The sequence below is a fragment of the Neobacillus driksii genome (genome assembly GCF_013409995.1).
Taxonomy (GTDB): Bacteria; Bacillota; Bacilli; order Bacillales; family Cytobacillaceae; genus Neobacillus; species Neobacillus driksii.
In genome coordinates, this window is sequence record NZ_JACCBX010000007.1 from 334,159 (window position 1) to 348,130 (window position 13,972).

Here is a 13,972-nt window from a genome sequence, read left to right on the forward strand (position 1 = left end):
AGAAACCATTCGTCTTTTCATAGCGAATGGTTACTTTTTTGATGAAATAATTTTTTTCGATATATTATGGATTATGTCTCCTCTGCTTAACACACCAATAACGCGGCCCGCACCATTCACGACAGGTAGTTTTTTGAAATGATGACGGGATAATAAACGGATGGTCTTATCAAACTCTTCATCAGGAGATACGAATAGAAGATTTCTTTTTGTCATGATATCTTTTACGGATGTATCCAATTTTTCTTGTAATACATCCTCAATTTCTCCATCTTCTATAATATAAACAAGACCCGCAATTCCAAGGGGTTTTGGAGCTAGGTAGCGTAATACGTCACCATCAGATACCATTCCGACCAATTGACCTTTATCATCGACAACCGGAACACCGCCGATTCGATTGGAATTGAGGATATCTAGCAATTCTTTGACAGTATTCGATGGTTTCACAGTAAAAACTTTTCTGATCATGAAGTCTCTTACCTGCATGTTTAAGTCCCTCTCTTCATGTTGTAATCGCATACATCTATATTTAACACTAGCTTAACACAAATAAAACACTGTTCTCTAATAAAAAATAATGTCGATTTTGCGCCCGCTATGTTTTTTCTGATATAAAGAGGATAAATTGTCAAGTATTACTATTTTTCTTTTTGAACAGTATAATCAGGGATGGGAGTTGAGATAAATGAATGCTAAAGACATAGCTAATATCCGGAAACAATTTAAGTTAAACAACAATCTCATGCAAATACGAGAGATTTTAAATGTGTATGTTCAGAAAGAATCAGGTGAAATCTACCATTCCGTCATTTCACCATTTGAAATGTTAGACCAAGAGTCCCAAGAATTATTTTTGATGAATTTCAAAAAGGTGTTAACGGGACAGCTCGATGCAAAACTATTTGAACTGAAATTTAAACGGGATGTGGAAGACAGCACTCAAATCATCCTCTTCGACGGGTTACAGGCAGCAACCACCGATGATTGGATCGACAGCATGCATCAAATTGTCGGTAAGATGTTTGCTCATACTGTTTATGAGTTTGATACAGTGGTGACGTTCATACGAGGTGAATATCGAAAAGCGACTAAGAAACGGGACCCAGAATCCGAAGAAGGCGGGGATGATGAAGTTTATTCAAACCAGTTTATCCTGTGCAGTCTGAATAGAACGGATCAGCCGAAAAGAGCCTTGGTTTTCGATTATGTGGAAAGAGAATTTAGATCGAGTAACGCCTTTGATCCCATCATTAATTTAGCTTCTCCGATGTCAGGATTTTTGTTTCCTGCTTTCAATGACAATGCTGCCGATGTGAACCACATTCTTTATTGTGCAGGTAAAGCGAATCAACCAGATGAGACATTTATGGAAGAGGTACTCAATTGCGAGGAAATTATTACGGCATTAGAAGAAAAGGACAGCTTCGAAATCATTCTTAATAAAGTAATCGGTGACAAAGTAGAATCCCAGGTTATTTCGAATGTCTATGAGGAAATTGACAGGGTAGTCCAGGAGAGCAAAGAAAATGAAGAAAGTGAAGCCCCGAAATTGGATTCTCGTGATATCGAACGAATTTTAACGGTCAGCGGGGTTGAAAATGTAGATACCGCCAAAGTGGAACATGCTTTCAAAGCTATCTTGGATGATGAAAAACATGAACTTAAAGCGAGTAGTTTACTTCCTAAAACAATAAAAATTGAAACAAAGGTTGCAAATCTATCACTAAGTCCGAAAGACCTGAAACATGTAAAATATATTATGTTCCAAGGAAAACGGTGCTTAATGCTGGAAATTGAAGATGATGTAGTCGTGGAAGGATTCACCTTAGAATCAGAAATAATGTAAGTGGTTTTGTGACAGGAAAGTTGGTTCACTACTAATGGTAGGAACCAACTTTTTTGTTTTGACGACCTTCAACTTGTTAGCGGAGATACTGATTTGATATCATTTGTTTAGGTGATTAATTTGGAAGAACTGATTAGTAAGTGTTGGCAAATTAATAAAGCGTTTCAAATAGGTGTACAAGCACTAGATGAAGAAATGAAGACAATCATACATATTGCGGATGATAATGAACCCTTAATGGTGATCGAATCCCGAAAAAGTATGTTAGGGGAGATTCAAAAAGAGTTAGTTCCAGCAAATAAAGGTAGTTTTTGTTATCAAACCGATACTTTTCAATTGTCGTATTTGGCTGTACCTATAAACAAGGATAAACGTTATATGGGTATGGTTGTTGTTGGTCCATTTTTAAATGAACGGGTTTCTGATCATATGATCTGGAACGTAATAAAGGAAAACAATCTTGAGAATAATTGGTTAAAAAAATTAGAAACCTATTATAGATCATTACCACTATTAGCACAGTCCTACTTGGCAATAGGTGATTTAGTAGTCAATATAGTAATGAACCCACATGTTAAAGCCCAAATCATTGCCTCTAAACATAGTAGTGAGGAATACCGTCTAGATGTCGAGCCTAACGACTATGACCAGAGTGGGGTGGAGATAAAAAAAAGGTATGAGGCAGAAAAGAAATTATTACATTACATTGAAAACGGTGATGTAGAAAATGCAATGAAAGCGATGCTTGATCATCATACTGGAGATTTTTTATATCGAGTGCCTGGTAATCCATTACGAGCGAGAAAAAATATTACCTTTTCAGGTAATACCATGTACAGAATTGCTGCTGGAAACGGCGGTGTAGAACCACAATATTTACATGCAATTTCGGAAAAATTTGCGCTTAAGATTGAATCCGCAGTGACAATGTCCGAATTAAATAAAATCGACGTAAGCATGATTGATGAATACTGTGAAGCAGTAAAAAATTACGCAATCAAAGGGTATAGCTCTGTTGTAAAGAAAGCGTTAATGTATATAAATCTTCATTTTCATGAATCGATTAATTTGCAAACCGTAGCAGATGTAATAGGATTTAATCGGACTTATCTCGCGAAAAAATTTAAATCAGAAATGAATCTTTCAGTGATTGATTACATCCAGAGAAAGCGAATCGACGAAGCAAAGTTTTTAATTGAATTAGGTCGGTTATCGACAACAGAAGTTGGATTGCAGGTCGGTTTTAGTAGTTATAATTATTTTTGTAAAGTGTTTAAAGAAATAACAGGTATGACAGCTTCCGAGTATAAACGCAACAAACAAGTAGAATTAGAGGCAGATGCATAAGGCATTGCCTCTTTTCAATGTTAAAAAGAAATGATTTTTTTTGCAAAATATAAATTTATTTTTAAGATAGTCGCAATATCGTATAAAAGACAACAATATTGGGTGTGGATGCTTCGTCAAATTGCTAATATTAACAGTAGGAGATTTAAACAAGTTTAGGAGGCATTACATTGGAAAGTAACCAGAAACAACCGAATTTAGAGGTCAGAGTTAAAAATATCATCGAGGTCGATGGGTTAAAATTTAAAGATTTAAATAATAGCGGAAAACTAGAACCGTATAAAGATTGGCGCTTAAGTCCCAAGGAACGGGCTGAGAACCTAGTCTCCTTGATGAATATCGATGAAAAGATCGGTATGATGCTGATTAATACTCGTAAAATGGGTCTTTCTCAAGAAGATAAGACTAAGACAAGTCATGATGGAGTACTTGATGAAGCAATCGTTGAAAAAGGTGAAAACATATTTGCGGTAGCAAAAATATATGGAACTACTCACACAATTGAAAATATGCATTTACGTCACTTTATTCATAGAGACAACCATAGTCCAGCTGAAATGGCAGAGTGGATCAATAAAATGAATGAAGTAGCCGAGGGTACTCGTCTTGGTATTCCTTGTTTAATCGCCTCCAATTCACGAAACGAAAATGGTGAATCCATCTTTGGGATGAATGATGCAGTTGGGATTTTTTCAACATGGCCAGGAACGTTAGGGCTTGCTGCTGCAGCTATGGGAGAGATCAAAAATGGCGGCGATGCCACGCTGATTAGCGAATTTGCAAAAATTGCACACGATGAGTGGGAAGCTACAGGGATAAGAAAAGGTTACATGTATATGGCTGATACGGCCACAGATCCTAGATGGCAGCGTACCTATGGTACATTTGGGGAAGATCCTGAATTTATTTCAGATGCAATTGGCCGTATCATAGACGGATTCCAAGGAAAAGAGTTAGGGAAACACAGTATTGCCATGACAACGAAGCATTTTCCAGGCGGTGGTGCAAGGGAAAATGGATTTGATCCTCACTATGCAGAAGGAAAATGGAATCTGTACCCAACTCCAGGAAGTTTAGAAAAGTATCACTTACCGCCATTTAGAGCAGCGGTCGAACATGGAACTTCCTCCATTATGCCATATTACTCAATACCAAGTATCAGCAAGAGTGTCGTCCAAGAATTCGAGGGTGAAGACATTCCGTTTGAAGAGGTCGGCTTTACATTTAATCATTATTTCTTACAACGTATCCTTCGAGAAGGACTAGGTTTTAAGGGCTATATCAACAGTGATAGCGGCATCACAAATAAAATGAGCTGGGGCGTTGAAGATAAGAGCGAAGCAGAACGTTTTGCAAAAGCAATCAATGCCGGGACCGATCTTGTTGCCGATACCAATGACATCGAAAATTTGAAAATTGCAATTGAAAAAGGCTGGATTAGTGAAAAGCGTATTAACGAAGCCAATGTACGACTTCTTACTGAAATGTTTACATTAGGAATTTTTGATGATCGTACCTACGTTTCACCTGAAAATGCAACTGAAGTGGTTGGTACTCCAGCGCACTGGGAGGCTGCATACGAAGCACACAAGAAATCCGTAACGGTTCTTAAAAATTCAAATGAGACATTACCGTTAACAGTTGAAAAGCTTACGAATAAGAATGTTTATGTCGAAGTTTTCCATAAGGATCCAAAACTTGCAGCTACTTATACAGACCAAGCTAGGAAAGAATGTAAGGAAATTGGAGTTTTTACTTTAACGGAGAATCATGAGGAAGCAGATGTAGCGATTTTGTTCTTGCAGCCAAAATCCGGATCTTATTTCAATGCGACACCTGGACTGTTAGAACTTGAATTATGCGAGAATAAAACGATTAAAGCTTTAGATGGCTCGGAGTATCAAGAAACGACTTTGAGTGAAATTGAACACCTAAAAGAAGTGTGTAATACGATTCGTAATCGTGGTGGTAAAGTTGTAATCAGTATAAATGTGACATTGCCATGGATTCTTGGAAATGCTGAACCATTAGCGGATGCAGTGATTGCTGGTTACGATACCATCTTTAAGCCGCAATTTGAGGTAATCGCTGGCCAGTTCCAACCAGTGGGCGTCCTGCCGATATCTTTGCCAGCAAGTGAAGAAGTAATTGCTGTCGATGAAAATGGTGATTGTGTGTCGCCAAACGATGTACCAGGCTATGACAAGGACAAATATATGCCTGAAGGACTTTCTTATTCTTATAAAGATAGTGATGGAAATGTCTACAAGCTTGGTCATGGATTAAGCTATTAATAATTGATTTTCTTAAGCTAAGGTGAATGCCTTAGCTTTTTTTGTACACCCAAAAATATGGATAAAGAAAATTAGGTAATAGGGACTAACAATCCATACATATATTTAGGAGGGAAGTGTATAGTTAAGGAGGGACAACATGGCAAACCCGATTGTTGCTCGGTCATTAGACGAAATTAAATTTTGGTCTCGGATCATGAAAGAGCATTCTTTATTCTTAAGTCTTGGCTTCACGTATGAACAGAAACAATTGATTGAAGAAGCCCAGCAGTTTATGGATTTATTCGAGCGGATTGAGGAGAAGCTTTCTAGATTTACAGTAAATTCGGATCTTCGTCAAGTTCAAGCTTTTAATACTGAGGTATATCAAGCAGCTGCAGCGATTTATGCGTATAAAAGAAAGATATTAGATTTAACGCTGCGCTGTCAAATCAGACACAATAATTTCCCTTTATTAGTTGACCATATTAGCAGAGAAGCAGCGTATTTTGCAAATCGGTTAAAAGAATTAAATGAAGGGATATTAGCCCCGACACCAGATACGGTTATTCAAGAAAATGTATTTTTCTTAAAAATCATGGCTGACCACGCAAAGTTTATCGGACACCTTTTAGATCCTTCAGAAAGAAAATTAGTAGATCAGGCTAGAGAGTTTAGTAATGATTTTGATAAATTGTTGTTTCAGGCAGTAGATCTAGACTATATGCGGCCACAATCTGAAACCAAACCATTGCTCGGTCAGTTTTTAAACCAAAATAAAGTATCCGTAGTTTCATTAAGGGATTTTAAGAAAACAGCAAGAGACTTAATCGAAGAATGCCGAATTAAGAGCATTATACATCCTCTCTTAGCTGACCATACATTTAGGGAAGCTTCAAGATTTATAGAAATCATAGAAATGTTTGAGGCTACTCTTAGCGGAACGTAAATAAACGAAAGACCTTCCACCATTGGGGGAAGGTCTGTTTTCATTTCTTAGGCCTCTTTTGACTTATTTACATATTCTATTAGTTCGCCGACAAATGAAATTTCTTTAATGGTTACCAGTAGTTCTCCGGTTGGGATTTTTATGGATACCTTATCACCGAGATTCTTAAAAAGCAGCTGCCTGCCTACTGGAGATAAAAAGGATATATAGCCGAAATCTGGATCTGACTGTTCTGGGTAACAAATTACATAATCCTCTGTTTCATTTTCATCATCATATAAAACTGTAGCCTTTGTTCCGATAAAAACCTTTGGGAAATGTGAAATGATTTCATTTCGTTTATTTGTTTTTAATAACTCCTCAACTTCCATGACATATAAATTAAAAAAGTGTTTTAATCGTTCTTGGACAGGAGTGGAAGAAAGATAGAGATTTGTTAATTCCTTGATGTTTTCGTCTATATAATTTAACTGTTGAACATAGTAATTCTTAGTGAGGTGTAGACTATGGTTCATAGTAGATAACCCCCAAACTTGGATTGAACTTTTTGCAAAACTTCATTGATTGTTTCATTAATAACTCCTCCTAAATATAAAAAATAAACCTTCCTTACAGAAAATAAGATAACCACCGTAAAAGTGGGGTTATCTGTATTCCTGTACAATAAAGAGGACAAGCCCCTTTATCTATTGGAAGATATTAGTTCTATTTTACCATATATCAACAGAAATAGCATGAATATCAATTATTGTTGAAAGGTTTAGAGAAAGGTAAAAAATTAATAAAAAACAGTCCCTTTAAAGAGACTGTTCGTAAAATAAAGTTTGGTTTATAAAACAGACACACTTTACTTTTTATAGTGGCGCCAAACTTTCTTAAAGATGAGTAAACCAAAAACAATGATAACCAGGAAGCCGATTAATCCAAATACGAAGTTTAAAATAGGGGCAAGGGCACCTAAAGTCAGGAGACCAAGCAAAGTGGTAAAAACATTTAAAGTGACAAGCAGCAACCAAATAACACCTGTTAAAAATCCTAGGAAAAGTCCCAAAATGCCACAGGAAGAATGACCATTACTCATGTAATTCACCCCCTCACTATGGTAGTTCAATAACATACTATGCAGGGGGTGAAAAGCATGTTTTACAAATCCAGTAAAAGGGGCGGAAAATAGGCGAGGAAGAGCTAGGTGATATAATTAGTGATGACAATATTGGTGACACAAAAATGGTGACAGGCACCGCTCATGGACACTGTCCACCTCAGGCGGACAGTGGGATTCATATTGTAATTATAAAATGGAACATTAAATATCCTAACTCTAATTTGGGAATTCTAAAAGTTATGGAGGGATATGTCATGAATAATAAAGTAGAGATTGTTAAATTAACGAGTGCTGAGATATCAGCTCTTTGGACAGCCAGTGTAAATATCAGTGTAGTTTTCTGCATGGTGACTCACTTTATAGAAACCTGTAAAGATCCTGAGATTCTAACACTTTTAGAAGAATCAAAGCATTTGGCTGAGACACATAAGAATCAGATTGAACAGTTATTTATACAAGAAAAAATTGTTATCCCTGAAGGTTTCAAGGTGGAGAAACATGTTGTCCCAAATGCAGTCAAACTTTTTTCTGATCTCTATTACATACAGTGCATCCTTCAAATGAGCAAATTTGGGCTTGCTTCTCATGCTGCGGGTTTAACCGTTTCCGCGAGGGAAGATGTGCGAAAGTTATTTAATACCCTCATGGATGATGTGGCTCAGTTATACCATAATGCAGTAAGCAAAATGCAGGAAAAAGGAATTTATGTGCGAATGCCTTACATGAATTACCCAACAGAAATTGATTTCGTTAACAAAGAAATTTTTCTGACAGGCTGGCTAGGACGCAGACGTCCGCTATTAGGAATTGAGTGCACACATTTATTGATAAATGCTATCCAAAATGAAATGGGGATGCAAATGTGCACCGCGTTTTCACAAGTATCACAGGATCGTGAACTTCGTGAATATTTCCTTCGGGGAAAGAACTTGTGCAAACACATCTTAGGCTCCATTCATGATGTATTACAGGAAAGTGAAGTCCCCGCGGCCAACTCATGGGATTACGGCGTCACCGATTCAACGGTTGCTCCGTTTTCGGAACAATTAATGCTATATGTCATTGGGGTCCTGTCAAATCTAGGAATGGCAGCATACGGTGCTGGTTTAGGAACTACCATGCGCAGAGATATTAGCGCCATGTATGCAAATTTTATTACCAAAACCGGAACTTTTGGGGAAGATGGAATGAATTTAATGATTGAAAGAAAATGGCTGGAGCAGCCTCCTCAATTTGAAGCTGCGAAATGAGAAAGATTTCTTAGAAAAGAGCGGTGGCTACTGCTCTTTTCTTGTATCAATCGATAACGGTCTGTAAAATATTTATCAATCACACAGACCGAGGTAGGTATATGAAAAGATATCGATTAATGAAAGATTATAAAGGTATATATAAGAAGGGTACTACTTTCTTTGTTATATCCGAATCAGAATTTATTGGTGTAAAAGAGTTCGTTCTACAAACCAAGAATTTAGACGGAAAAATTATACTTTCTGAAAAAGAACTGAAGGACCACTTTAGGCAAATCTATTAATCTTTTATGTAGAAAGCAGGAAAACAGAGTCTGGTCCAAAGATGGAATATGTTGTTAATAGTGTTAAAATGGTAAAATAAGATTGTAGGTAATTGCTCGCAATAAGATTTTTTGGAAGTAATGTGAAATGCCAAAAACTAAATGGGGGTTAATGAAATGATAAAAGTAGTGGCAAAATGCAAATTGAAATCAGATGTAAAGGTAGAAGAATATTTACGTGATGCTAGGGAATTAGTGGCAGAAACAAGAAAAGAAGAAGGGTGCATTACATATGCTCTTCATCAAGATATTAATGATCCTTCTATCATTACTATGCTTGAAGAATGGGTGGATGAAGAGGCTTTGAATCAACACAATAAAACGGACCATGTTAACAGAATTGTCCCTGAGCTTAGGAAACTACGAGAAAGCACAGAAGTTAACATTTATAGAGAAGTAGAGTAGTTTCGTGGAAGGGGGAACATCATGAAGTTGGATAAAGTTCGTTGGGGCATCATCGGCTGCGGGGATGTAACAGAAGTAAAAAGCGGCCCGGCATTTCAAAAAATTAATAACTCCAAGCTTGTTGCGGTAATGAGGAGAACAGGGAAGCTTGCGAAGGACTATGCGGAACGCCATCAAGTTCCCAGATGGTATGACGATGCAGACCAACTCATAAACGATCCAGATGTAAATGCTATCTATATTGCTACACCTCCTGGTTCACATAAGGAGTATACCTTAAAGGCAGCTAAGGCAGGGAAGCTTGTTTATGTAGAAAAGCCGATGGCACGCACTTACACGGAGTGCCAAGAAATGATTGCTGCATGCGAAAAAGCAGGAGTTCCATTATATGTGGCTTATTATCGCAGAGCACAAGCTCGATTTATTAAAATAAAAGAGTTGTTAGAAAAAGGGGCAATCGGCGAGGTTCGATTCGTATCTGCCACGCAGTATCAAAAGGATTTTGAAGCGGGTAAACAACCTGAGCAGCTCTCTTGGCGTGTTCAACCTGAATTAGCGGGTGGAGGTTTGTTTTTTGACTTAGCCAGTCATACTCTCGATATTTTCGACTTCTTGTTGGGGCCGATTAAGTCTGTTCAAGGAATTGCTTCAAACCAAGCAGGCTATTATTCGGCTGAAGATATTGTTTCAGGTACATTTTTGTTTGAATCGGGCGTTCATGGTGTAGGGAAATGGTGTTTTACTGCCTTTGAAAATGAGGATATTAATGAAATTATCGGTAGCGAAGGGAAGATTACCTTCTCCACCTTTGGGAACGAACCAATACGATTGACCACAGAACAGGGTACAGAAGAGTGGAGTTTCGAACGGCCTCAGCATGTTCATCAACCCTTAGTGGAAACGATTGTTTTAGACCTAACCAGTGAAAGTAGCGCGTGTCCTAGCACCGGAATGTCAGGTGCCAGAACGAATTGGGTTATGGGTGAAATGGTGAAGAACTATTACCAGTAACCAGGCAGGGGTTGTTGTTGTGAGTGATAGTAAAGTAAAAATCATTAAGTATCAACCCAACTATGCGAAACAAACAGTTGAAATGTGGCGGAATAGTAAGGAAGCGGCACTTGGTCAGAAGGAAATACACAGCTTTGATAGTCACGTTGATTTTCTAAATCAAATCCTAGCAAAACAATATCAAGTAGATCTAGTATTAATGGATGAGATGATAGTCGGAATGATTGCTTATAACGAAGGGGAAATAAGCCAGCTTTACATTCATATAGACTTTCAAGGAAACGGTATTGGCCAAACTTTATTAGCTAGAGCGAAAGAACAATCAGCTGGGCGATTAATACTATATACATTTGAAGTCAATAAGAAAGCACAACGCTTCTATGAAAAACATGGATTTATTATCATTGGCAGAGGGTATGAAAACGAAGAAGATTTACCTGATATACTTTATGAATGGAAAAATACTTAGAAAAAAAGTAACCAACCGAAGGATTGGTTACTTTTTTAAACGATTAAACTAATATAAGTCTCAGGGCTCCGATTAAGGCAAATCCAAGAATAAGAGTTTGGAAGGCTTTTTGCGGGATAAGTGGTACCACTTTTATTCCAATCACAGCTCCTATTAATATAGTAGGAATCAACCACATATTAAACGTAATGGAATCAAAGGTAATCAAACCTAAACTGATATAAAACGGTACTTTAATCAAATTCACGAACATGAAGAACCATGCCCCTGTTCCAACAAACTCTTTTTTCGGCAATCCCTTCATTAATAAGTAGACGGCCATTACACCGCCTGCTGCATTTCCGATCATCGTTGTAAATCCTGCTAACACTCCCATGGAGAGGGTAAACCATATTGACTTCGGCAGAGCCTCCGTAAACTTTTCTCCAAATCGTTCACGACTGATATGCAAAATAATGAGTGCTAACACGATGATACCAATCAGTGGTTTTAACTGGTCGCTGTTTATCTGATTAAGGACAAAATAACCGATAACGATTCCAATCAATACCCAAGGAATCAATGAAATAAGATATTTCCAAACCACACTTCGACGATAAAAAATAACTGCAAAAAGGTCACCCACGACTAACATTGGCAGCAAAATTCCTATGGATTCTTTTGCTGGAAATACGTACATAAGAATCGTGGCAACAAGGATACCCATGCTGGATACTCCGGTTTTTGTAAAACCGATAAACACTGTGCTTAAAATAACGACAAACCATTCGATGTAAGATAATTCAAAAATGATGACTCACCTCAATTTTTTAATAATTCTCTATATTATTTTAAAGCAGAAAAGGATTAATTTCTATGATTAGTTTTTAATTAATTCATGTACCAAGATGTATCTATATTTTATTATTTTTTAATCTCAGGATTTGCAGCGTGTGTAAAGATAGCATCGACTGTTACAATGAGAGAATAGAGAATATAACAGGATGTAGAAAGGAGTCTGACATGGAGAAGATTGATGAGTACTTCGAAACTGCGATGGAAGCCTGGAGTATGATGCAAAAAACTTCGGATGATGAAGGGGCAGAATGGGCAGAAAGATTTGAACGCTACTTTTATGAATTTATCGACGAATTAAAGAAATGGTGGACGACACTTGATCCAAAGCCAAAAGATATAGAAGAGGCTGAGGAATTACCTGAAATAAAAAAGTGGATGGAACAAATTCCAGCTCCTGTTCAACTAAATTTTCTTACGGAGCTAGAGGATATTGTGGATGGAGTAGATACAGTGAGGTTCGATTAATCAATGAGATAGAAGCTAATGGTGAAAATAAGGAAAACTCCCTTGTAAATCATGGGAGTTTTCCATTTTTTATAAATTTGTTTGCGCTTATCTAGTTCTTTTTAAACTTGCTGCCTTTACTCCTAGAACGAAGCTTTGCCATCATATCATCCACATTCTCCTGTTGTGTCTGAGTAGTTTGCTCGTCCAATTTCATTGATATAATTTTATCGTTTTCGATCGTAATCTCAAAATAGGACTTTTCCTTGCTTCCTGCCGGCAAGTCCTTGACTGGAATAATAAATTCTTTTCTGATCTCCTCTGCTAAAATAACAGCAAATTGTTTGTCTTCGATTCTGTCTAAGTAGCCCTTAATCATCCTAACCTCCTACGCAAGCAAGTCCTTGCGATTTTATATCTGCAATCCTTGCTGGACCAATTCCTTTAATTCTTCCTAAATCATCCACTGAGGAAAACGGCCGTAAGTTAATTAAATCTTGTGCACGTGCTGGCCCGATATGCATGATTTCCTGAAGCTGTTCGATGGATGCCTTATTTATGTCGATACAATTGCCAGCAATCGGAGCAGGTTCCACTTTTACCTCATCATGAGTTGCTTTTCCGCTGCTAGAGGGTGTTATGGTCCCGTCTTTTTTCGTCAGGATTGAATAATCTTTTCCGTCTGTTTCTACAATTACCGTCCCATGAACATCTGTCCCATAGAGCTGGATATTTGAATTTTGAACAAGATTAACCACTTCTTCATGGGGATGACCGTATGTGTTGTTCAAGCCGGCACTGTAAATTGCCACAGCCGGATTCACTGCCTGCAAAAAAGAAGGGTGCGTCGATGTAGAAGACCCATGATGACCAAGCTTTAGAATGTCAGCTTTAACATCGATACCACTTTGAAGCATTTTTAACTCATCATCTGTGGTCGCGTCTCCTGTTAAAATAAATCTGACGTCACCATAGGTTAGTTTTAACGAAATCGACTCTTCATTATCCTGTTCACTAATCGTTTTAGGATATAAGACATCAATGTGGAGCGGACCAACATCAAACTGTTCTCCCATTCTCGGCTCATAATAGTCCACTTTTTTCTCATCAATCGCTTTTAATAGTCTTTGAAACGTTTGAGAGGGATTGGTGTTCCCTGATAACCAAACCTCACCAACATTGAAGGAATTAATCACCTGATCTAACTGCCCAATATGATCGGCGTCTGGATGTGTTCCAACCGCAATATCAATTTGTGATACCTTCTGTGACCTGAGATATTGGATGACCTCATCACCAGTCCAGTTGCCAGCGTCAATGAGTATCGTAAAGTCTTCACCACCCTCAGAAAACTGAAACAATGTGGAATCACCTTGACCAACGTCAATGAAGTGAGCTTTAAGTCCTGATAAATCGGAAGGTGCTACATTATCCTCTTCAGGTGTTTCACCGTTTTCCAATGGGACAGACTTTTCTACGATGTTTTCTTTCCGTTGCGCCAAATCTTTTGATTCATGATGTTCTTGGCCGCAGCCACTTAAGAGTAAAATAAAAATGAAGCTATATAGAGCAAAAAGGTAACGTTTTTGCATGCAATTCCCCCTTTTCACCTATTAGCTTAACACAAATCAACCATTTTCAGACAATTCAAGTGCCGACTATTCGTTTTCAGTCTAGTCAAAAATAAAAACAGGAAATTAGTATTTGTAA

At 37.6% G+C, this 13,972-nt stretch carries 15 protein-coding genes; 9 read left to right on the forward strand and 6 right to left on the reverse strand.

Features of this window, described 5'->3' with window-relative positions; translation table 11 throughout:
- Window positions 1-30 precede the first annotated feature (30 nt).
- Window positions 31-471 (reverse strand): CBS domain-containing protein, encoded by a 441-nt coding sequence (locus tag F4694_RS17825; RefSeq protein WP_257029287.1) that lies wholly within the window; start codon window positions 469-471, stop codon window positions 31-33.
- A gap of 217 nt (window positions 472-688) precedes the next feature.
- Here F4694_RS17825 and F4694_RS17830 point away from each other — a divergent pair, with 217 nt between their 5' ends.
- The 4 genes from F4694_RS17830 (at window position 689) to F4694_RS17845 (ending at window position 6,418) form a co-directional block, all read left to right on the forward strand.
- On the forward strand, window positions 689-1,849 hold the full coding sequence (locus F4694_RS17830) for a DUF4317 domain-containing protein (protein ID WP_179600383.1): 1,161 nt from the start codon (window positions 689-691) through the stop codon (window positions 1,847-1,849).
- Window positions 1,850-1,960: 111 nt separating this feature from the next.
- On the forward strand, window positions 1,961-3,196 hold the full coding sequence (locus F4694_RS17835; RefSeq protein ID WP_218895715.1) for a helix-turn-helix domain-containing protein: 1,236 nt from the start codon (window positions 1,961-1,963) through the stop codon (window positions 3,194-3,196).
- Window positions 3,197-3,366: 170 nt separating this feature from the next.
- The gene (locus tag F4694_RS17840) at window positions 3,367-5,490 is read left to right on the forward strand and encodes a glycoside hydrolase family 3 protein (RefSeq protein ID WP_179600387.1); all 2,124 of its coding nucleotides are present in this window, start codon (window positions 3,367-3,369) and stop codon (window positions 5,488-5,490) included.
- Between the two features lie 139 nt (window positions 5,491-5,629).
- Complete coding sequence (locus tag F4694_RS17845) at window positions 5,630-6,418, forward strand: DUF2935 domain-containing protein (RefSeq protein WP_179600389.1); 789 nt, start codon at window positions 5,630-5,632, stop codon at window positions 6,416-6,418.
- Between the two features lie 47 nt (window positions 6,419-6,465).
- Here F4694_RS17845 and F4694_RS17850 read toward each other — a convergent pair whose 3' ends face one another.
- Both F4694_RS17850 and F4694_RS17855 read right to left on the reverse strand, forming a co-directional pair.
- Window positions 6,466-6,933 carry a GreA/GreB family elongation factor gene (locus F4694_RS17850; protein WP_179600391.1) on the reverse strand — a complete coding sequence of 156 codons (468 nt, stop codon included), beginning with the start codon at window positions 6,931-6,933 and terminating at the stop codon, window positions 6,466-6,468.
- Between the two features lie 332 nt (window positions 6,934-7,265).
- Window positions 7,266-7,499, reverse strand: coding sequence for an ABC transporter (locus tag F4694_RS17855; protein ID WP_179600393.1), 234 nt, complete (start codon window positions 7,497-7,499; stop codon window positions 7,266-7,268).
- A 278-nt stretch (window positions 7,500-7,777) separates the two neighbouring features.
- Here F4694_RS17855 and F4694_RS17860 point away from each other — a divergent pair, with 278 nt between their 5' ends.
- The 4 genes from F4694_RS17860 (at window position 7,778) to F4694_RS17880 (ending at window position 10,981) form a co-directional block, all read left to right on the forward strand.
- Complete coding sequence (locus F4694_RS17860; protein WP_179600395.1) at window positions 7,778-8,773, forward strand: DUF3231 family protein; 996 nt, start codon at window positions 7,778-7,780, stop codon at window positions 8,771-8,773.
- 440 nt (window positions 8,774-9,213) lie between these two features.
- The gene (locus F4694_RS17870; protein WP_179600399.1) at window positions 9,214-9,501 is read left to right on the forward strand and encodes a putative quinol monooxygenase; all 288 of its coding nucleotides are present in this window, start codon (window positions 9,214-9,216) and stop codon (window positions 9,499-9,501) included.
- Between the two features lie 21 nt (window positions 9,502-9,522).
- A complete protein-coding gene (locus tag F4694_RS17875; protein ID WP_179600401.1) occupies window positions 9,523-10,512 on the forward strand; it encodes a Gfo/Idh/MocA family protein in 990 nt (329 codons plus the stop codon).
- Between the two features lie 82 nt (window positions 10,513-10,594).
- Entirely contained in the window at window positions 10,595-10,981 is a 387-nt protein-coding gene (locus F4694_RS17880) for a GNAT family N-acetyltransferase (RefSeq protein ID WP_218895731.1), read from the forward strand.
- A 43-nt stretch (window positions 10,982-11,024) separates the two neighbouring features.
- On the opposite strand, the gene F4694_RS17885 is transcribed toward F4694_RS17880, so the two are convergent.
- The gene (locus F4694_RS17885; RefSeq protein ID WP_308806365.1) at window positions 11,025-11,723 is read right to left on the reverse strand and encodes a sulfite exporter TauE/SafE family protein; all 699 of its coding nucleotides are present in this window, start codon (window positions 11,721-11,723) and stop codon (window positions 11,025-11,027) included.
- A 260-nt stretch (window positions 11,724-11,983) separates the two neighbouring features.
- Between F4694_RS17885 and F4694_RS17890 the strand changes: the two genes are divergently transcribed.
- On the forward strand, window positions 11,984-12,283 hold the full coding sequence (locus F4694_RS17890) for a hypothetical protein (protein ID WP_179600405.1): 300 nt from the start codon (window positions 11,984-11,986) through the stop codon (window positions 12,281-12,283).
- 91 nt (window positions 12,284-12,374) lie between these two features.
- Here F4694_RS17890 and F4694_RS17895 read toward each other — a convergent pair whose 3' ends face one another.
- The gene (locus tag F4694_RS17895; RefSeq protein WP_179600407.1) at window positions 12,375-12,641 is read right to left on the reverse strand and encodes a DUF3006 domain-containing protein; all 267 of its coding nucleotides are present in this window, start codon (window positions 12,639-12,641) and stop codon (window positions 12,375-12,377) included.
- 1 nt (window position 12,642) lies between these two features.
- On the reverse strand, window positions 12,643-13,854 hold the full coding sequence (locus F4694_RS17900) for an MBL fold metallo-hydrolase (RefSeq protein WP_179600410.1): 1,212 nt from the start codon (window positions 13,852-13,854) through the stop codon (window positions 12,643-12,645).
- Between the last annotated feature and the right edge of the window lie 118 nt (window positions 13,855-13,972).